The sequence below is a fragment of the Enterobacter cloacae complex sp. S2 genome (assembly GCF_015159675.1).
Classification (GTDB): domain Bacteria; phylum Pseudomonadota; class Gammaproteobacteria; order Enterobacterales; family Enterobacteriaceae; genus Enterobacter; species Enterobacter intestinihominis.
The window spans coordinates 16825-36877 of sequence record NZ_JADDTS010000017.1 but is presented as its reverse complement, the minus strand read 5'-3'; the positions used below and the strand labels follow the sequence as shown (position 1 = coordinate 36877).

General features: G+C 57.4%; 13 protein-coding genes. 10 read left to right on the top strand and 3 right to left on the bottom strand.

All coding sequences use genetic code 11. From position 1 onward, the window contains the following. Positions 1-2 precede the first annotated feature (2 nt). Positions 3-1343, top strand: a complete 1341-nt coding sequence (gntU, locus tag IPZ49_RS09125; RefSeq protein WP_017693851.1) for a gluconate transporter — start codon at positions 3-5, stop codon at positions 1341-1343. Between the two features lie 105 nt (positions 1344-1448). On the opposite strand, the gene yhgN is transcribed toward gntU, so the two are convergent. Beyond that, the gene (yhgN, locus tag IPZ49_RS09120; protein WP_003861574.1) at positions 1449-2042 is read right to left on the bottom strand and encodes an NAAT family transporter YhgN; all 594 of its coding nucleotides are present in this window, start codon (positions 2040-2042) and stop codon (positions 1449-1451) included. 178 nt (positions 2043-2220) lie between these two features. Between yhgN and asd the strand changes: the two genes are divergently transcribed. The 6 genes from asd (at position 2221) to glgP (ending at position 12932) form a co-directional block, all read left to right on the top strand. Beyond that, entirely contained in the window at positions 2221-3324 is a 1104-nt protein-coding gene (asd, locus tag IPZ49_RS09115; protein ID WP_022649649.1) for an aspartate-semialdehyde dehydrogenase, read from the top strand. Positions 3325-3563: 239 nt separating this feature from the next. Beyond that, entirely contained in the window at positions 3564-5750 is a 2187-nt protein-coding gene (glgB, locus tag IPZ49_RS09110; RefSeq protein WP_023298793.1) for a 1,4-alpha-glucan branching enzyme, read from the top strand. Then, positions 5747-7720, top strand: coding sequence for a glycogen debranching protein GlgX (glgX, locus tag IPZ49_RS09105; RefSeq protein ID WP_063146790.1), 1974 nt, complete (start codon positions 5747-5749; stop codon positions 7718-7720). The genes glgB and glgX overlap by 4 nt, the downstream gene beginning before the upstream one ends. A 17-nt stretch (positions 7721-7737) precedes the next feature. Further along, complete coding sequence (glgC, locus tag IPZ49_RS09100; protein WP_003861582.1) at positions 7738-9033, top strand: glucose-1-phosphate adenylyltransferase; 1296 nt, start codon at positions 7738-7740, stop codon at positions 9031-9033. Next, positions 9033-10466 carry a glycogen synthase GlgA gene (gene glgA, locus IPZ49_RS09095; protein WP_022649646.1) on the top strand — a complete coding sequence of 478 codons (1434 nt, stop codon included), beginning with the start codon at positions 9033-9035 and terminating at the stop codon, positions 10464-10466. Before glgC ends, glgA begins: the two co-directional genes overlap by 1 nt. Positions 10467-10484: 18 nt before the next feature. After that, positions 10485-12932 (top strand): glycogen phosphorylase, encoded by a 2448-nt coding sequence (glgP, locus tag IPZ49_RS09090; RefSeq protein ID WP_023307123.1) that lies wholly within the window; start codon positions 10485-10487, stop codon positions 12930-12932. A gap of 90 nt (positions 12933-13022) precedes the next feature. On the opposite strand, the gene glpD is transcribed toward glgP, so the two are convergent. Further along, positions 13023-14531, bottom strand: a complete 1509-nt coding sequence (glpD, locus tag IPZ49_RS09085; RefSeq protein WP_063146789.1) for a glycerol-3-phosphate dehydrogenase — start codon at positions 14529-14531, stop codon at positions 13023-13025. Positions 14532-14816: 285 nt separating this feature from the next. Here glpD and glpE point away from each other — a divergent pair, with 285 nt between their 5' ends. The 3 genes from glpE to IPZ49_RS09070 are packed head-to-tail and all read left to right on the top strand — an operon-like array spanning position 14817 to position 16802. Continuing rightward, entirely contained in the window at positions 14817-15149 is a 333-nt protein-coding gene (glpE, locus tag IPZ49_RS09080; protein WP_022649643.1) for a thiosulfate sulfurtransferase GlpE, read from the top strand. Positions 15150-15196: 47 nt separating this feature from the next. Next, the gene (glpG, locus tag IPZ49_RS09075; protein ID WP_022649642.1) at positions 15197-16027 is read left to right on the top strand and encodes a rhomboid family intramembrane serine protease GlpG; all 831 of its coding nucleotides are present in this window, start codon (positions 15197-15199) and stop codon (positions 16025-16027) included. Between the two features lie 16 nt (positions 16028-16043). Further along, on the top strand, positions 16044-16802 hold the full coding sequence (locus IPZ49_RS09070) for a DeoR/GlpR family transcriptional regulator (RefSeq protein WP_063146788.1): 759 nt from the start codon (positions 16044-16046) through the stop codon (positions 16800-16802). Positions 16803-16900: 98 nt separating this feature from the next. Here IPZ49_RS09070 and malT read toward each other — a convergent pair whose 3' ends face one another. Then, positions 16901-19606: an HTH-type transcriptional regulator MalT gene (malT, locus tag IPZ49_RS09065; protein ID WP_063146787.1), complete on the bottom strand. Its 2706-nt coding sequence runs from the start codon at positions 19604-19606 to the stop codon at positions 16901-16903. Positions 19607-20053: the final 447 nt, after the last annotated feature.

Below are 20053 nucleotides of genomic sequence, written 5' to 3'. Positions count from 1 at the left end.
TTTTGAGTACATTAACGCTAGTTTTGACAGCAGTGGGTTCCGTATTGCTGCTGCTGTTTTTAGTGATGAAGGCACGTATGCACGCCTTCGTTGCTTTGATGGTGGTTTCTATTGGTGCCGGTCTCTTTTCCGGAATGCCGCTCGACAAAATTGCGGCGACGATGGAAAAAGGGATGGGCGGCACGCTCGGCTTCCTGGCCATCGTAGTCGCGCTCGGCGCGATGTTTGGCAAGATTTTGCACGAGACGGGCGCGGTCGATCAGATTGCCGTCAAGATGCTGAAATCCTTCGGACACAGCCGTGCGCACTACGCGATTGGTCTGGCTGGTCTGATTTGCGCGCTGCCGCTGTTCTTTGAAGTGGCGGTGGTGCTGCTGATTAGCGTGGCGTTCTCCATGGCACGCCATACCGGTACCAACCTCGTGAAGCTGGTCATTCCGCTGTTTGCGGGCGTGGCGGCGGCGGCGGCGTTTCTGCTGCCGGGGCCTGCGCCGATGCTGCTGGCTTCCCAGATGCATGCTGACTTTGGCTGGATGATCCTGATTGGCCTGTGTGCGGCGATCCCGGGGATGATTATCGCCGGTCCGCTGTGGGGCAACTTCATTAGCCGTTACGTTGAGCTGCACATTCCGGATGACATCTCCGAGCCGCACCTGGGCGAGGGCAAAATGCCGTCCTTCGGCTTCAGTCTGTCGCTGATCCTGCTGCCGCTGGTGCTGGTGGGCCTGAAAACCATCGCTGCCCGCTTTGTGCCGGTGGGGTCAACCGCTTACGAATGGTTCGAATTTATTGGCCATCCGTTCACTGCGATCCTGGTGGCGTGTCTGGTCGCGATTTACGGGCTGGCGATGCGTCAGGGCATGCCAAAAGATCGCGTGATGGAGATATGCGGTGCCGCGCTACAACCGGCGGGGATTATTCTGCTGGTGATCGGGGCGGGCGGCGTGTTCAAGCAGGTGCTGGTGGATTCCGGCGTTGGCCCGGCGCTGGGCGAAGCGCTGACCGGGATGGGCCTGCCGATTGCGGTCACCTGCTTCGTGCTGGCCGCGGCGGTGCGTATCATTCAGGGCTCCGCGACCGTGGCGTGCTTAACCGCGGTGGGGCTGGTGATGCCGGTGATTGAACAGCTGAACTACTCCGGCGCGCAGATGGCGGCGCTCTCTATCTGTATCGCGGGCGGTTCGATTGTGGTTTCTCACGTGAACGACGCAGGCTTCTGGCTGTTCGGTAAATTTACCGGCGCAACCGAAGCGCAAACCCTGAAAACCTGGACGCTGATGGAAACCATCCTCGGCACGACGGGTGCGGTTGTCGGGATGATTGCGTTTACGCTGCTGAGCTAACGAGACCGTATTTTGTCGGGTGGCGGCTTCGCCTTACCCGACCTACAAAAAAATCAGGTCCCGTAGGCCGGGTAAGCGTAAGCGCCACCCGGCTTTTTTACATCTTCACCCTTTCATCCATGCCCGGATCCCATCCAGGAACATCTGCGTCGCCATCATCACCAGAATGAGCCCCATCAGGCGCTCGAGGGCGTTCACCCCTTTCTCGCCCAGCAGGCGCAGGAACAGCGACGACTGCAGCAGAATAATAAATGTCCCGCCCCAGGCGATCAGCAGGGCAATGACCAGGTGGCTCATCTGATTCGGGTACTGATGCGACAGCAGCATCAGCGTTGCCAGAATCGTTGGCCCGGCGACCAGCGGAATCGCCAGCGGCACGATAAACGGTTCTTCACCCGCAGGCAGGCCGCTGCTGCTGCCCTCCGCGCTCGGGAAAATCATCTTTATGGCAATCAGGAACAAAATGATCCCGCCGGAAATGGAGACCGTTTCGGCACGTAAGTTCAGGAAAGCGAGGATTTTTTCACCGGCGAACAGGAAAATAAACATCACCAGCAGGGCGATGAGCAGCTCGCGGATCATGATCGCCCGACGGCGCTTCGGCTCGGTGTGCTTCAGCACCGACATGAAGATCGGCAGATTACCGAGCGGATCCATAATCAGGATCAATAAAACCGCTGCGGAAATGATTTCACTCATCTTAAATTATCCCTGATACTTATTGTGGTCATTGCGATGATTAGCACTTTTTCTGATTGCCGGGCAATCATCGATTAATTTCGCTTGCGACTTTGGCAGCATTTTGTAATGTGAAGCATATCCCAGTTCAATACTGGCTTGCACAATCAGCACACACCCCTTGCAGGAAAAAAATGCTATGAAAAACGTTGGTTTTATCGGCTGGCGCGGTATGGTCGGCTCTGTACTCATGCAACGCATGGTTGAAGAGCGCGATTTCGACGCCATCCGCCCGGTCTTCTTCTCCACTTCCCAGCTCGGCCAGGCTGCACCGTCCTTTGGTGGTACCACAGGCACGTTGCAGGATGCTTACGATCTGGAAGCGCTGAAGGCACTCGACATTATTGTGACCTGCCAGGGCGGCGATTATACCAACGAAATTTATCCGAAGCTGCGTGAAAGCGGCTGGCAGGGCTACTGGATTGACGCGGCCTCTTCGCTGCGTATGAAAGACGATGCCATCATCATTCTCGACCCGGTTAACCAGGATGTCATTACCGACGGCCTGAACAACGGCGTGAAAACGTTTGTTGGCGGTAACTGCACCGTCAGCCTGATGCTGATGTCCCTCGGCGGCCTGTTCGCACAGGATCTGGTGGAGTGGGTCTCCGTAGCGACCTACCAGGCGGCGTCCGGCGGCGGCGCGCGTCATATGCGCGAGCTGCTGACCCAGATGGGCCAGCTGCACCAGAGCGTCGCGACCGAGCTTGCAAACCCGGCGTCCGCGATCCTTGATATCGAGCGTAAAGTTACTCAGCTCACCCGCAGTGGCGAGTTGCCGGTGGATAACTTTGGCGTACCGCTGGCCGGCGGCCTGATCCCGTGGATCGACAAACAGCTGGATAACGGCCAGACCCGCGAAGAGTGGAAGGGCCAGGCTGAGACCAACAAAATTCTCGCCACCGCGAACACCATTCCGGTTGACGGTCTGTGCGTGCGTATCGGCGCGCTGCGCTGCCACAGCCAGGCTTTCACCATTAAACTGAAAAAAGATGTGTCTATTCCGACCGTGGAAGAGCTGCTGGCCGCGCACAACCCGTGGGCGAAAGTGGTGCCAAACGATCGCGATATCACCATGCGCGAACTGACCCCGGCAGCCGTTACCGGCACGCTGACCACCCCGGTTGGCCGCCTGCGCAAGCTGAACATGGGACCGGAGTACCTCTCCGCGTTCACCGTTGGCGACCAGCTTCTGTGGGGTGCCGCCGAGCCGCTGCGCCGCATGCTGCGCCAGCTGGCGTAATAATTTGTTAAACACCGGGGGTGAATGTCACCCCCTTTTTTTGCGTACTACATGGAGTAAAACGCAGATGTCTTATTTTTTATCAGGAGGGCCCACGACGTTGGCTATGCTTTAAGGAAGATTTATTTCTCACCTGAGGGTAGGGCGGAGCAGAGAGGATTAACTGCACCGTTTAGGTCACATTAAAAGTCGTCCCGGAGCGCGTAAAAAGGGCGACATAAAAAAACAGGATGAATACCATGTCCGATCGTATTTCGAGAGACGTGATTAATGCGCTTATTGCGGGTCACTTTGCCGACCCCTTTTCTGTGCTAGGGATGCACCGTACAGAGGCCGGACTGGAAGTTCGGGCGCTGTTACCGGATGCAACAGAAGTGTGGGTTATCGAACCCAAAACCGGCCGCAAGGTGGGTAATCTGGAATGCCTCGACTCGCGTGGCTTCTTCTCGGGCGTCATGCCCCGCCGTAAAAATCCTTTTCGTTATCAGCTTGCCGTTATCTGGCACGGTCAGCAAAACCTGATTGACGATCCCTATAGCTTCGGCCCGCTCTTAAAAGAGATGGACGCCTGGCTGCTGTCCGAAGGGACCCATTTACGCCCCTACGAAACGCTGGGTGCCCATGCGGATACCATGGACGGTATCACCGGCACGCGCTTTGCCGTATGGGCGCCAAACGCCCAGCGCGTCTCCGTCGTCGGGCAGTTCAACTACTGGGACGGTCGTCGTCACCCCATGCGCCTGCGCCGGGAAACCGGCATCTGGGAGCTGTTTATCCCCGGCGCGCACAACGGTCAGCTCTACAAATTCGAGATGATCGATGCCAACGGCAAGCTGCGTATTAAATCCGACCCGTACGCCTTTGAGGCCGAACTGCGCCCGAATACCGCCTCGCTGATTTGCGGCCTGCCGGAGAAGGTTGTCCAGAGCGAGGAGCGCAAGCAGGCCAACCGCTTTGATGCGCCGATCTCCGTCTATGAAGTGCATCTCGGCTCCTGGCGTCGCCACACCGATAACAACTTCTGGCTGAGCTATCGCGAGCTGGCGGACCAGCTGGTGCCGTACGCCAAATGGATGGGCTTTACCCATCTGGAGCTGCTGCCAATCAACGAACACCCGTTCGACGGTAGCTGGGGCTATCAGCCGACCGGGCTATATGCGCCTACGCGCCGCTTCGGCACGCGCGATGACTTCCGCTATTTCATTGATGCCGCGCACGCCGCCGGACTGAACGTGATCCTCGACTGGGTGCCGGGCCACTTCCCGTCGGATGATTTTGCGCTGGCAGAGTTTGACGGTACGAAGTTGTACGAGCACAGCGATCCGCGCGAAGGCTATCACCAGGACTGGAACACGCTGATCTACAACTACGGTCGCCGTGAAGTGTCAAACTACCTGGTCGGGAACGCGCTGTACTGGATCGAACGTTTCGGCATTGATGCCCTGCGCGTCGATGCGGTGGCGTCGATGATCTACCGCGACTACAGCCGCAAAGAGGGTGAGTGGATCCCAAACGAGTATGGCGGGCGTGAAAACCTCGAAGCGATTGAGTTTCTGCGCAACACCAACCGCATTATCGGCGAGCAGGTGGAAGGCGCCGTGACCATGGCGGAAGAGTCAACAGACTTCCCGGGCGTTTCCCGTCCACCGGCAATGGGCGGCCTGGGCTTCTGGTACAAGTGGAACCTCGGCTGGATGCACGACACGCTCGACTACATGAAGCTTGACCCGGTTTATCGTCAGTATCACCACGATAAGCTCACCTTCGGGCTACTCTACAACTACACCGAAAACTTCATGCTGCCGCTTTCGCACGATGAAGTGGTACACGGCAAGAAATCCGTTCTCGACCGCATGCCGGGGGACGCGTGGCAGAAGTTTGCCAACCTGCGCGCCTATTACGGCTGGATGTTCGCCTTCCCGGGCAAAAAACTGCTGTTTATGGGCAACGAATTTGCGCAAGGGCGCGAATGGAACCACGACACCAGCCTTGACTGGCATCTGCTGGAAGGCGCGGACAACTGGCACCACGGCGTGCAGCGTCTGGTTCGCGACCTGAACCTGACCTATCGTCACCACAAAGCGCTGCACGAGCTGGACTTCGATCCGTACGGCTTTGAGTGGCTGGTGGTGGACGACCACGAGCGCTCGGTGTTTGTCTTTGTACGACGTGATAAAGCCGGTAACGAGATCATCGTCGCCAGCAACTTCACGCCGATACCGCGCGAACACTACCGCTTCGGCATAAACCAGCCGGGCAAATGGCGCGAAATCCTTAACACCGACTCCATGCACTACCACGGCAGCAACGCCGGTAACGGTGGCCTGGTACAGAGCGACGCCATCGAAAGCCACGGTCGTCCGAACTCCCTTGGCCTGACGCTGCCGCCGCTGAGCACAATCTGGCTGGTGCGGGAGGGAGAATGACGCAGCTCTCGGCAGGTAAACCCGAACCGCTCGGGGCGAGTTTTGACGGAAAGGGGGTGAACTTCACGCTCTTTTCTGCCCATGCTGAGCGGGTGGAACTCTGCGTGTTTGACGGGGAAGGTAACGAACACCGTTACGATTTACCGGCGCGCACGGGGGATACCTGGCATGGCTACCTGCCCGGAGGACGGCCGGGGATGCACTACGGTTTTCGCGTACACGGCCCCTGGGAGCCCTCTCAGGGGCACTGGTTTAACCCGGCGAAGCTGCTGATTGACCCATGTGCGCACCGCGTGGACGGCGAGTTTAAAGACGACCCGCTGTTCCACGTTGGCTACGGCGAACCAGACCACCGCGACAGCGCACCCGTCGCGCCCAAAAGCGTGGTGGTACACGATCTCTACGACTGGGAAGACGATGCCCCGCCGCGCACGCCGTGGGGCAACACCGTTATTTATGAAGCCCACGTCAAAGGGCTGACGTATCTGCATCCGTCAATCCCCAAAGAGATGCGCGGTACCTACAAAGCGCTTGGGCATCCGACGATGATCGCGTACCTGAAGCACTTAGGGATCACCGCCCTGGAGCTGTTGCCCGTGGCGCATTTTGCCAGCGAGCCGCGGCTGCAGCGTCTTGGGTTAAGCAACTACTGGGGCTACAACCCGCTGGCGATGTTCGCCCTCGACCCGCGCTACGCGGTGCATCCGGAGAAGGCGCGGGATGAGTTTCGCGATGCGGTGAAGGCGCTTCACGCGGCGGGTATCGAGGTCATTCTGGACGTGGTGTTGAACCACAGTGCAGAAAGCGATCTTGATGGCCCGACGCTCTCACAGCGCGGAATCGATAACCGTAGCTATTATTGGATCAGGGACGACGGCGATTACGAGAACTGGACCGGGTGCGGTAACACCCTCAACCTCAGTCATCCGGCCGTTACGCATTACGCGTACGCGTGCCTGAAATACTGGGTTGAGACGTTCCACGTGGACGGTTTTCGTTTCGACCTGGCGCCGGTAATGGGGCGCACCCCGGCGTTCAGCCAGCAGGCGCCGCTGTTTGAGGCCATCAAAAACTGTCCGGTGCTTTCAAAGGTGAAGCTGATTGCGGAGCCCTGGGACATCGGCGAGGGCGGTTATCAGGTGGGGAACTTCCCGCCGCTGTTTGCCGAGTGGAACGACCACTTCCGCGATGCCGTCCGCCGCTTCTGGCTGACGCGCGATCTGTCGCTGGGGGAGTTTGCCGGTCGCTTTGCCGGCTCCAGCGATCTCTTTAAGCGTGACGGCAAACGTCCGTCGGCCACCATTAATCTGGTGACGGCGCACGACGGTTTTACGCTGCGCGACTGCGTTTGTTTCAATCAGAAACACAATGAGGCAAACGGCGAAGAGAATCGCGATGGGACTAACAACAACCATAGCTTTAACCATGGTATAGAAGGGTTAGGCGGAAGTCTGGATGTGATCGAGCGGCGACGCGCCAGCGTTCATGCGCTGCTGACGACGCTTTTGTTGTCGCAGGGCACGCCGATGCTGCTGGCGGGCGATGAGCACGGTCACAGCCAGCACGGCAACAACAACGCCTATTGCCAGGACAACACCCTGACCTGGCTCAACTGGGAAGAAGCGAACAGCGGGTTGACCCATTTCACCGCGGCGCTGATCCATCTTCGCCAGCACATCCCCGCGCTCACCGCCGACTGCTGGTGGGAAGAGGGCGACGGCAACGTTCGCTGGCTGAATAAAGACGCGCAACCGTTAAGCGCGCAAGAGTGGCAACACGGCATACCCTGTCTGCAAATCCTGCTTTCGGATGCGTGGCTGGTGACGCTGAACGCGACGGATGACGTCGCAGAGATTGTTTTACCTGACGGGGAATGGCGAGCCATTCCTCCCTTTGCCGGAGCGGATAATCCGGTTGTTATGGCTGTCTGGCACGGGCCTGCGCACGGAGTGTGCGTATTCCAAAGATGATAAAAAAGGAGTTAGTCATGGTTAGATTAGAGAAGAACGATCCGTTAATGTTGGCGCGCCAGCTACCATTAAAAACAGTTGCCCTGATCCTCGCGGGCGGGCGTGGTACCCGTCTGAAAGATTTGACCATCAAGCGCGCCAAACCGGCCGTTCACTTTGGTGGTAAGTTCCGTATTATCGATTTTGCACTGTCCAACTGCCTGAACTCAGGCATTCGCCGTATTGGCGTCATTACCCAGTATCAGTCGCACACGCTGGTGCAGCACATTCAGCGCGGCTGGTCATTCTTCAGCGAAGAGATGAACGAGTTTGTCGATCTGCTCCCGGCGCAGCAGCGCGTTCACGGGGAGAACTGGTACCGCGGCACGGCGGATGCCGTGACCCAGAACCTCGACATCATTCGCCGCTACAACGCGGAATACATCGTTATCCTCGCCGGGGACCACATCTACAAGCAAGATTACTCCCACATGCTGATCGACCACGTCGAAAAAGGTGCGCGCTGCACCGTGGCGTGTCTGCCGGTGCCTGTTGCAGAAGCAACCGCGTTTGGCGTGATGCATGTAGATGGCGATGACAAGATTATCGACTTTGTCGAAAAACCGGCGAATCCGCCAACCATGCCGGGAGACGACACCAAATCGCTCGCCAGCATGGGGATCTATGTCTTTGATGCCGATTATCTTTATGAGCTGCTGGAAGAAGACGACAAAGACGAAAACTCCAGCCACGACTTCGGTAAAGACATCATCCCGAAAATTACCAAAGCTGGCATGGCGTATGCACATCCTTTCCCATTGTCCTGCGTGCAGTCCGATCCAAATGCGGAACCTTACTGGCGCGACGTCGGCACGCTGGAAGCCTACTGGAAAGCCAACCTCGATTTGGCATCTGTGACGCCTGAACTGGATATGTACGACCAGAACTGGCCGATTCGCACCCATATGGAATCGCTGCCGCCAGCGAAGTTCGTCCAGGATCGCTCCGGCAGCCACGGTATGACGCTGAACTCGCTGGTCTCTGGCGGGTGCATTATCTCCGGTTCGGTGGTGGTGCAGTCCGTGCTGTTCCCGCGCGTGCGTATAAACTCATTCTGTAATATCGATTCGGCAGTCCTGCTGCCGGATGTCTGGGTAGGGCGCTCATGTCGTCTGCGTCGCTGCGTTATCGACCGTGCCTGCGTCATTCCCGAAGGGATGGTGATTGGGGAAAACGCGGAAGAAGATGCACGTCGTTTCTACCGATCGGAAGAGGGGATCGTGTTAGTAACACGGGAAATGTTGCGGAAGCTGCAAATCAAACAGGAGCGATGATGCAGGTTTTACACGTATGTTCTGAGATGTTCCCGTTGTTAAAAACGGGCGGACTGGCGGATGTTCTTGGTGCATTACCGGCGGCGCAAATTGCCGGAGGGGTGGATACCCGCGTGTTGTTACCCGCTTTTCCGGATATCCGGCGTGGTATTCCCGATGCGAAGGTTGTTACCCGCCGCGAGACCTTCGCGGGACGTATCACCCTGCTGTTTGGACATTACAATGGCGTAGGGATTTACCTGATTGATGCGCCGCATTTATACGACCGACCCGGCAGCCCGTATCACGATACCAACCTGTACGCCTATACCGATAACGTGCTGCGCTTTGCCCTGCTCGGCTGGGTGGGGGCGGAGATGGCCGTCGGGCTGGATCCGTTCTGGCGTCCGAACGTGGTGCACGCGCACGACTGGCATGCGGGGCTGGCTCCTGCGTATCTGGCGGCGAAAGGGCATCCGGCGAAATCGGTGTTTACGGTGCACAACCTGGCGTATCAGGGCATGTATTACGCGCATCATATGAATGACATCGATCTGCCATGGTCGTTCTTTAACATGCACGGGCTGGAGTTTAACGGACAGATTTCGTTTCTGAAGGCGGGTCTGTACTACGCCGACCACATCACGGCGGTCAGCCCAACCTACGCGCGGGAAATTACCCAGCCGGAGTTCGGTTACGGTATGGAAGGGCTACTGCAACAGCGCCACCGTGAAGGTCGTCTGTCGGGCATTCTGAACGGCGTGGATGAACAGATCTGGAATCCGGAAACGGACCTCCTGCTGGCAGCGCGCTATGGTCGCGACTCCGTGGAGGACAAAGCGGAGAACAAGCGTCAGCTACAGATTGCGATGGGGCTGAAGGTCAACGACAAGGTACCGCTGTTTGCGGTGGTCAGCCGCCTGACCAGCCAGAAAGGGCTGGATCTGGTGCTGGAAGCGCTGCCGGGATTACTGGAGCAGGGTGGGCAGCTTGCGCTGCTCGGCGCGGGCGACCCGGTATTGCAGGAAGGTTTCCTCGCGGCCGCGGCGGAACATCCGGGGCAGGTGGGCGTGCAGATTGGCTATCACGAAGCGTTCTCGCACCGCATCATGGGCGGCGCAGACGTGATTCTGGTGCCGAGCCGTTTCGAGCCCTGCGGCCTGACGCAGCTCTATGGTCTGAAATACGGCACGCTGCCGCTGGTACGCCGCACGGGCGGGCTGGCGGATACGGTGTCTGACAGCTCCCTGGAAAACCTGGCGGATGGTATCGCCAGCGGGTTTGTTTTCGAGGACAGTAATGCCTGGTCGCTACTTCGGGCGATCCGGCGTGCTTTCGTCTTGTGGTCCCGTCCATCCCTGTGGCGTTACGTACAACGTCAGGCGATGTCCATGGACTTTGGCTGGCACGTTGCGGCGCAGTCCTACCGCGACCTTTATCAACGCTTGATGTAACGAGGCGAAGTTACTGATATGAATGCTCCATTTAGCTACTCTTCCCCCACGCTCAGCGTTGAGGCGTTGAAACACTCCATCGCCTATAAGCTGATGTTTACCATTGGGAAAGATCCCGTTATTGCCAACAAACATGAGTGGCTGAACGCCACGCTGTTTGCGGTGCGTGACCGTATGGTCGAACGCTGGCTGCGCTCCAACCGCGCCCAGCTCTCGCAGGAGACGCGACAGGTGTATTACCTGTCGATGGAGTTTTTGATTGGTCGCACCCTCTCCAATGCGCTGTTATCGCTCGGGATTTATGACGACGTCAAAAACGCACTGGAAGAGATGGGGCTGGACTTAGAAGAGCTGATTGACGAAGAGAACGACCCGGGGCTGGGTAACGGTGGTCTCGGGCGTCTTGCCGCCTGCTTCCTCGATTCACTGGCGACGCTGGCGCTGCCGGGACGCGGGTACGGTATTCGCTACGACTACGGCATGTTCAAGCAGAACATCGTTGATGGGCGTCAGAAAGAGTCGCCGGACTACTGGCTGGAGTACGGTAACCCGTGGGAGTTCAAGCGCCACAACACGCGCTACAAGGTGCGTTTTGGCGGGCGTATTCAGCAGGAAGGGAAAAAATCCCGCTGGGTGGAAACCGAAGAGATCCTCGCCGTGGCCTATGACCAGATTATCCCCGGCTACGACACCGATGCGACCAACACACTGCGCCTGTGGAACGCGCAGGCCAGTAGCGAGATCAACCTCGGTAAATTCAATCAGGGTGACTACTTCGCGGCGGTGGAAGATAAAAACCACTCTGAGAACGTGTCCCGCGTCCTGTATCCGGATGACTCGACCTACTCGGGCCGCGAGCTGCGTCTGCGTCAGGAGTATTTCCTCGTCTCGGCAACGATTCAGGATATCCTTAGCCGTCACTATCAGCTGCACAAAACCTATGCGAATCTGGCGGAAAAAACCGCTATTCACCTCAACGATACCCATCCGGTGCTGTCGATCCCTGAGCTGATGCGCCTGCTGATTGACGAGCATAAGTTCAGCTGGGATGACGCGTTTGAAGTGACCTGCCAGGTGTTCTCGTACACCAACCATACGCTGATGAGTGAAGCGCTGGAGACGTGGCCGGTGGATATGCTCGGCAAAATTCTGCCGCGTCACCTGCAAATCATCTTCGAGATCAACGACTACTTCCTCAAGACCTTGCAGGAGCAGTACCCGAACGATACCGGCCTGCTGAGCCGCGCCTCGATCATTGATGAATCCAATGGTCGCCGCGTACGCATGGCCTGGCTGGCGGTGGTGATCAGCCATAAGGTCAACGGGGTTTCAGAGCTGCATTCGAACCTGATGGTGCAATCCCTGTTTGCGGACTTTGCGAAGATCTTCCCGACGCGTTTCTGCAACGTGACCAACGGCGTCACCCCGCGCCGCTGGCTGGCGCTGGCGAACCAGCCGCTGTCTGACGTGCTGGACGAAAATATCGGCCGCACCTGGCGCACCGATTTGAGCCAGCTGAGCGAGCTTGAGCAGCACATTGATTTTCCGACGGTGAACAAAGCCGTACGGGAAGCCAAGCTGCTGAATAAGAAACGGCTGTCAGTCTGGCTGGCGATGCATCTCAACGTGGTGGCGAACCCGAAAGCGCTGTTCGACGTGCAGATCAAACGTATCCACGAGTACAAGCGTCAGCTGATGAACGTCCTGCACGTCATCACTCACTACAACCGCATTAAGGCTGACCCGACGGCGGAGTGGGTGCCGCGCGTGAAAATTTTTGCCGGTAAGGCGGCCTCCGCGTACTACATGGCGAAGCACATCATTCATCTTATCAACGATGTGGCGAAGGTAGTGAACCAGGATCCGGACATTGGCGACAAGCTGAAAGTGGTGTTTATCCCGAACTACAGCGTAAGCCTGGCGCAGCTGATTATTCCGGCGGCGGATCTCTCTGAGCAGATTTCCACGGCGGGGACGGAAGCATCCGGCACCAGCAACATGAAGTTTGCCCTGAACGGCGCGCTGACCATCGGCACGCTGGACGGCGCAAATGTCGAAATGCTGGAGCATGTGGGCGCGGAGAATATCTTTATCTTCGGGAATACGGCGGAAGAGGTAGAGGCGCTTCGCAAGCAGGGCTACTCGCCGCGTGAGTATTATGAAGAGGATGAAGAGTTACGCCAGGTGCTGACGCAAATCGCCACCGGGGTGTTTAACCCTGAGGAGCCTGGGCGCTATCGTGACCTGGTGGACTCGCTGATTAACTTTGGCGATCACTATCAGGTGCTGGCGGATTACCGCAGCTACGTGGATTGTCAGGATAAGGTGGACGAACTGTACCGTCAGCAGGAGAAGTGGACCAGCGCCGCGATGCATAACATCGCCAACATGGGATACTTCTCGTCAGACAGGACCATCAAAGAGTATGCCGAGAATATCTGGCATATTGATCCGGTGAGGTTGTAAAACAAAGCCGGGTGGCGGCTCCGCCTTACCCGGCCTACTCGATCCTGTAGGCCCGGTAAGCGCAGCGCCACCGGGCATTTTTTGTCACCCTCAGGACGCCAGTGACAATTCACGCTTTCCCGCATGCTGTTGCAACCATTGCGCCACGCGAGACTGCTGCTCGCCATTCAGCCACATCCCTTCTTTAGTACGACGCCAGATGGCATCGTCCAGACGGCGCACCCATTCGTGTTCCACCAGGTAGCGCAGTTCCGCTTCGTACAGCTCATGGCCAAAATGCTCGCCCAGATCGGCAATCTCTTTTGCGTCGCCGAGGAACAGTTCGGTATTGCTGCCGTAGGTGCGGGCGTAGTGGCGCGCCATTCCTTCGGTAATGAACGGGAAGCGGCGACGCAGCTTCGCGGCGTAATCGTCGCGGTTATTGCCGATATCGCCGCCAGGCAGCACGGCGCCTTTCGTCCACGCCGGGCCGATGCCTTTGTAATACGGCGCCAGTTTCTCCAGCGCATGCTCCGCCAGTTTACGGTAGGTGGTGAGCTTACCGCCAAACACCGACAGCAGCGGCGCTTGACCGTCTACGTCATGAATATCAAGCGTATAGTCACGGGTGATGGCCTGCGGTGAGTCAGACTCGTCATCACACAGCGGACGCACGCCGGAGTAGGTCCAGACCACGTCATCGCGCGCCAGCTGTTTCTTAAAGTGTGCGTTGTACACTTTCAGCAGGTAGCTGACTTCGCTCTCTTCAATCTCAACGTTTTTCGGATCGCCCTTGTACTCCACGTCAGTGGTGCCGATGATGGAGAACTCGTCCATCCACGGGATCACAAACACGATGCGCTTGTCTTCGTTTTGCAGGATATAAGCCTGCTTCTGGGTATGCACGCGCGGCACCACAATGTGGCTGCCCTTGATCAGGCGGATGCCGTACGGAGAAGGCAGGTGCATACCGTCATCGAAGAACTGTTTCACCCACGGGCCGGTGGCGTTCACCAGGCCGCGCGCTTTCCAGCTAAACTTCTCGCCGGTATCCACGTCTTCCGCTTCCACGATCCACAGGCCGTTTTCGCGGCGCGCGGCGATCGCGCGGGTACGGGTTTTCACCTCGCCGCCTTTCTTCTCGACCATCTGCGCGTTAGCCAGCACCAGACGCGCATCGTCCACCCAGCAGTCGGAATATTCGAAACCGCGCACGATTTCAGGCTTAAGGACCGATTCTGAGCCAAAACGCAAACCGGTCGAACCCGGCAGGCTGGTGCGTTTACCCAGATGATCGTACATGAACAGGCCGATGCGGATCATCCACGCCGGACGCAGGTGCGGGCGGTGAGGCAGGCGGAAGCGCATCGGGATCGCCAGATGCGGAGCCATTTTCAGCAGCACTTCGCGTTCGGCCAGCGCTTCGCTGACCAGGCGGAATTCGTAGTGTTCCAGGTAGCGCAGGCCTCCGTGGATCAGCTTGGAGCTGGCGGACGACGTCGCGCAGGCGAGATCGTTAGCTTCCAGCATCAGCACGGATAAACCGCGTCCTGCGGCATCAACCGCAATACCGGCACCGTTGATGCCCCCGCCTATCACAATCAGATCTTTGGTTTCCATAACACCCTCATGCACTTTCGTTAAAGCTCAAAAATGTTCGATATCGCTCATAATAGCAAAGGAACGCGCTTTTGGTAACATCAAAAAAACAATTTAGAGTGATATGGATAACATAATGGCGTTTACCCGCCGCCAGGACGTACACTACGGGGTAAAATGGTGCGGTCTGATGCCCTCACCCCAGCCCTCTCCCACGGGGAGAGGGTGATCCGTTTCCCTCTCCCTCCGGGAGAGGGTAGGGTGAGGGGAAAACCGCACCACGCCTGAATATAAGATGAGAACACCATGGATCAGTTTGAATGTATTAACGTAGAAGAAGCCCATCAGAAGATGCACCAGAAAACCGCGGTGCTGGTGGATATCCGCGATCCGCAGAGCTTTGCGATGGGCCACACGCCGGGCGCGTTCCATCTCACCAACGACACGCTGGGCGCGTTTATGCGCGATAACGACTTCGACACGCCGGTGATGGTGATGTGCTATCACGGCAACAGCAGTAAAGGCGCGGCGCAGTATCTGCTCCAGCAGGGTTACGACGCGGTATACAGCGTCGATGGCGGCTTCGATGCATGGCATCGTCATTTCCCGGCAGAAGTTGAATACGCGTTTGAGCGCTGATCCCGCTATACTGTCCCCTTTTGTGTGGAAATAAGCGACCGCTGCCCATGTTGATGATCACCTCTTTTAGCAACCCGCGCGTCGCCCAGGCGTTTGTCGACTATATGGCGACGCAGGGCATTATCCTGACTATTCAGCAGCATACACAGACGGATGTCTGGCTGGCAGACGAAAGCCAGGCTGGGCGCGTGAACGCCGAGCTGGCGCGTTTCCTGGAAAACCCGGGCGACCCGCGTTATCTGGCAGCAAGCTGGCAATCCGGCCAGACCGACAGTGGCCTGCACTATCAACGTTTTCCGTTTCTCGCCACCCTCCGCGAGCGCGCAGGACCGTTTACGCTGCTTTTGATGGCAGCCTGCATCATCGTCTTCATTATTATGAGCGTGGTGGGCGACCAGAGCGTGATGATTGCCCTCGCATGGCCGTACGATCCCTCCCTGCAATTTGACGTCTGGCGCTACTTCACGCATGCGCTGATGCACTTCTCGGTGATGCATATCCTCTTTAACCTGCTGTGGTGGTGGTATCTCGGCGGAGCAGTGGAGAAGCGGCTCGGCAGCGGCAAGCTGATTGTGATCACCCTTATCAGCGCCCTGTTAAGCGGCTATGTGCAGCATAAATTCAGCGGTCCGTGGTTTGGCGGGTTATCCGGCGTGGTGTACGCCCTGATGGGTTACGCCTGGCTCAGAGGCGAGCGCGACCCGGAAAGCGGCATCTATTTACAACGTGGATTAATAACCTTTGCGTTAATATGGCTTATTGCCGGATGGTTTGATCTGTTTGGTATGTCTATCGCCAATGGTGCGCACGTTACCGGCCTGGCGGTCGGGCTGGCGATGGCGCTGGCCGATACGCTCCATGCGCGAAAACGAACATAATTCCCAGGGATATTTCATGAAACAAACACAACGTCATGACGCCATTATCGAACTGGTAAAAAAACAGGGATACGTCAGTACTGAAGAGCTGGTGGAGCAGTTTGCCGTCAGCCCGCAAACCATCCGTCGTGACCTCAACGACCTGGCCGATCAGAACCGTATTCTGCGCCATCACGGCGGCGCGGCGCTGCCGTCCAGCTCGGTGAACACCTCATGGCATGATCGTAAGGCGACGCAAACGGCAGAGAAAGAGCGTATCGCCCGTAAAGTGGCGAGCCAGATCCCGAACGGCGCGACGCTGTTTATTGATATCGGCACCACGCCGGAAGCGGTCGCCCATGCGCTGCTGAATCACGAGAACCTCCGCGTGGTGACCAACAACCTGAACGTGGCTAACACGTTGATGCAGAAAGACGATTTTCGCATCATCCTCGCGGGCGGCGAACTGCGCAGCCGCGACGGGGGCATTATCGGCGAAGCGACGCTCGATTTTATCTCTCAGTTCCGCCTCGACTTCGGCATTCTGGGGATCAGCGGCATCGACACCGACGGCTCGCTGCTGGAGTTTGATTACCACGAGGTGCGCACCAAGCGCGCGATTATTGAGAACTCGCGCCACGTGATGCTGGTGGTGGATCACTCGAAATTTGGCCGCAATGCGATGGTCAACATGGGCAGCATTAGCATGGTGAATGCGGTCTACACCGACGAGATGCCGCCGGCGGGCGTGTTGCAGGTGATTAAGGATTACAATTTGCAGCTGGAGTTGTGCTAGCGGTTGTGTCGGGTGGCGCTGCGCTTACCCGACCTACAAATTGTTCTCCCTCAGCCCTGTGGGAGAGGGCCGGGGTGAGGGCATCAGGCCGCACAAAACTAAACTCCGTACCCCATCATCTTCAACAACTGCTGCGCATGCTGTACCGCGTCCTGACGGTGCGCCACGCCCAGCTTCTGATACAGATTGCGAATGTGCGTTTTGATGGTGGTTGCCGCCACCGCCAGCTCACCGGCTATCTGCTCGTTGCTGTAGCCTGAATAGATCAGCCCCAGCACCTGCCATTCACGCTGTGTGAGCGGGCTGGTGCGGATAAGCTCCGGTACTTCCGGATGGTTCAGCAGACGTTCAACAAAATTCTCATCGAAGTGCGCAAACTTGTGGCGATGGTGCTGGTTGATCTCGCGCAGAATGCGCTGGGCGCGATGCTGATCGAGTTCCGGCAGCGTGTTGAGCTGAATCAGCTGGCGCAACTGCTGGGCCATCACTTCACCCTCAATCACAAAGTGGCTGATAAACCCGGTGCGGTTCGCCAGCTGCAACGCTTCCAGCAGCACGCGCTGGGCATCGTTTTTACGTCCCGCCTGCCAGTAAAGCTGGTTTAACAGCAGCAGGTTGCGGTTTAAATCGCTCATCAGGCGCAGGCTACGGGCGTTTTCGTTTAACTCTTCCAGCACGATTTCGGCAGGCTCGAAGTCACCCAGCAGGATCTGCACGCGGGCAATATTGCGCCACTGGCTTTGCAGGAAGTGGTTATTGGCAAATTCTGGTTTAGGCGTGTGACGCAGCCAGTTGGCGGCGGACTTTTTATCGCCGGTCATCTGCCAGTAAATCACCCGGACCTTATCGGCGTTGGAGACCCAGTCGCTATGGTACTGTCCGTTGCCAAGCAGGTTTTCCAGGCGGTTAAGGTGGTTGCGGGCATTATCCAGGTCGCCTCGCGCCAGCGAGCACTGCACCAGCAGGGCCAGGCACTGGAGTTGCTGCTGCGGCTGGAAGCTCGAAAGCACATTCAGGCCCTGGCGGGCGCAGCTTTCTGCTTCATCCAGACGCGACCATGCCCAGAGCAGCTGAGCGCGAATACGCAACAGGAACTCGTGCATCGGCAGCTGTTCCAGATGCTGTTCACGGATCAGCTGGAACGCTTTCTCCTGGTTTTCCCAGGCGGCCTGCAGGAACCCCTGAGCAAATAAAATCTCGCTTTGCTGGATCAGGCTCCAGAGGGCGTAATGCCAGACATCGTGGCGGCGGGCCATCTGTTCGGTTTGCTGCATGAGCGAAAGCGAACGCGTGAGGTCGCCCTTACAGTGCAGCACTTCGCCGTGTACCGAGGTGGCCACAATACGGCTGTAGAAATTCGCCAGCGGCAGCTCATCCAGCGCGACCATCGCCAGCCGTTCGGCTTCTTCCGGGTCGCCGTCGTTAATCGCCACCTGCGCACGCAGGGCGTTAAATTCGCCGTGCAGGGTGGCATCCATCTCGCTTTCCATCTCCTGCTCGGCGCGCGCCAGCAGGGTGTTCACTTCGCTGTAGCGATGCTGGCTCTGCATCAGCCAGGCCTGGAGCAGCACCAGACGCGGATTCTCCAGCAGGCTCTCCCACGGCAGCGCTTTTAACGACTCTTCCAGCAGCGTCAGTTCGCTGTGGTTGAACAGTCCCCACGCGTGGTTGAGCAGAATATCGCGCAGCATACCGGCATCTCCGGCGGCCAGCGCATGGTGGATAGCCTCGCTCGGGAAACCTTGCGCCATCCAGCTTTCGGCGGCGGCGCGGTGAATTTCTGGCAGCTCTGCGGCCATCTCCCACTGGCAACGCTGGCGCAGGAAGCTGCCAAACAGCGGATGGTAGCTAAACCATTCGCCGGGATCGTCCATTCGCGTCAGGAACAAACCCTGACGTTCAATCTCTTCGAGCTGAAGCTGCCCGTTTTCAATACCGGTGACGCGCACAATCAGCGCATCGTTCATCGAACGTAGCAGGGAGCTTTTCAGCAGGAAATGGCGGGTAATGAGGTCTACGCTGTTGAGTACCTCATCCACCAGATAATCCGACAGGTGGCTGGCGTTGATGCCCGCCAGGCGGCGCGCGGACTGGTGCGTTGGGCTATTGTTTTGCCGCGCGGAAAGGGCAATCAGCTGAAGCGCCGTGGCCCAGCCTGCAACGTCATCACACAGGCGGCTGCTTTCCGACGCCTCAATCGGAGAAGTCAGACGGCAGTCAAAGAACTGTTTCGCTTCCTGATGGGTAAAGGCCAGCTGCTGACTGCCAATTTCCAGTAGCTGATCGCGCACCCGCAGGTTGGCAATGCCCAGCTGCGGAAGGTTGCGCGACAGGACGACCAGCGTCAGGTTTTCCGGCTGATGGCGCAGGAAGAACCGCATGGACTCGTGAATAACCGGGTTGGTGATCAGATGATAATCATCAATCACCACATACAGCGGGCGATGCCATTCGGCCAGTTCGATAAACAGCTGGGAGAACAGAGAGGACAGGCTGGCGTACTGGCGCTTTTGCACCATCACCTCGCTGGTGACGCAGTGTCCGTTGGTTGCCTGCTGAATCGCGGCAATTAAATAGCTGGCAAAACGCTCCTGCTGGTTATCACCTTCATCCAGGGAGTACCAGCCAAGATCGCTTTTACCTGCCGCCCATTGCGAAATGAGCGTTGTTTTTCCATAACCCGCAGGACTCGTAACCAGCGCCAGTCGGAAATTATGCGCACCGGAAAGTTTAGCCAGCAGGCGCTCGCGGACCACAGTATGGTCAAGACGAACCGGGCGACTTAATTTGGACGGAATCAACATAGTTTTCACTTCACTGTGGGGAACGAGAGAATTTATTTTTTTTTGCGCTTCGTAATTAATATCTATAAGTTCGGCCAATAGAGGAACTATTGCAAGTTATGTCTGGGTTTGGAGGCTCTGAATTTGCACTCTGTCACAAAACATTCTCATCATTGGTGGAACTTTTCATAAATGGCTGGATGCCGCGCTGTTACTGGCTTGTCTGCATGGCGCGCGGTTGCGCTGAAACTGGTTTCAGAAAGAGATAATGACGGTGAAGTTAATTAACTTTGGGGAAAGTTGCTCTGGCTTAATAGTGTTGCTGGAAAGCCGCTGTACGTGAGAAATATTATTCTACGTAAGTAATCATTTCAGCGATGATTAATTTCCTCCGAAACTGCATTTCATTTCTTTGACGCTCTTCCGGGATCGCTTTTTCAGCGAAGCGCACACTTACACAGTGGCCTC

What these genes read in the sequence shown, in the direction of transcription:
- yhgN (WP_003861574.1), bottom strand. Translation starts at nt 2,042, where the DNA reads ATGAGTGAAATCATTTCCGCAGCGGTTTTATTGATCCTGATTATGGAT.
- asd (WP_022649649.1), top strand. Translation starts at nt 2,221, where the DNA reads ATGAAAAACGTTGGTTTTATCGGCTGGCGCGGTATGGTCGGCTCTGTA.
- glgB (WP_023298793.1), top strand. Translation starts at nt 3,564, where the DNA reads ATGTCCGATCGTATTTCGAGAGACGTGATTAATGCGCTTATTGCGGGT.
- glgX (WP_063146790.1), top strand. Translation starts at nt 5,747, where the DNA reads ATGACGCAGCTCTCGGCAGGTAAACCCGAACCGCTCGGGGCGAGTTTT.
- glgC (WP_003861582.1), top strand. Translation starts at nt 7,738, where the DNA reads ATGGTTAGATTAGAGAAGAACGATCCGTTAATGTTGGCGCGCCAGCTA.
- glgA (WP_022649646.1), top strand. Translation starts at nt 9,033, where the DNA reads ATGCAGGTTTTACACGTATGTTCTGAGATGTTCCCGTTGTTAAAAACG.
- glgP (WP_023307123.1), top strand. Translation starts at nt 10,485, where the DNA reads ATGAATGCTCCATTTAGCTACTCTTCCCCCACGCTCAGCGTTGAGGCG.
- glpD (WP_063146789.1), bottom strand. Translation starts at nt 14,531, where the DNA reads ATGGAAACCAAAGATCTGATTGTGATAGGCGGGGGCATCAACGGTGCC.
- glpE (WP_022649643.1), top strand. Translation starts at nt 14,817, where the DNA reads ATGGATCAGTTTGAATGTATTAACGTAGAAGAAGCCCATCAGAAGATG.
- glpG (WP_022649642.1), top strand. Translation starts at nt 15,197, where the DNA reads ATGTTGATGATCACCTCTTTTAGCAACCCGCGCGTCGCCCAGGCGTTT.
- IPZ49_RS09070 (WP_063146788.1), top strand. Translation starts at nt 16,044, where the DNA reads ATGAAACAAACACAACGTCATGACGCCATTATCGAACTGGTAAAAAAA.
- malT (WP_063146787.1), bottom strand. Translation starts at nt 19,606, where the DNA reads ATGTTGATTCCGTCCAAATTAAGTCGCCCGGTTCGTCTTGACCATACT.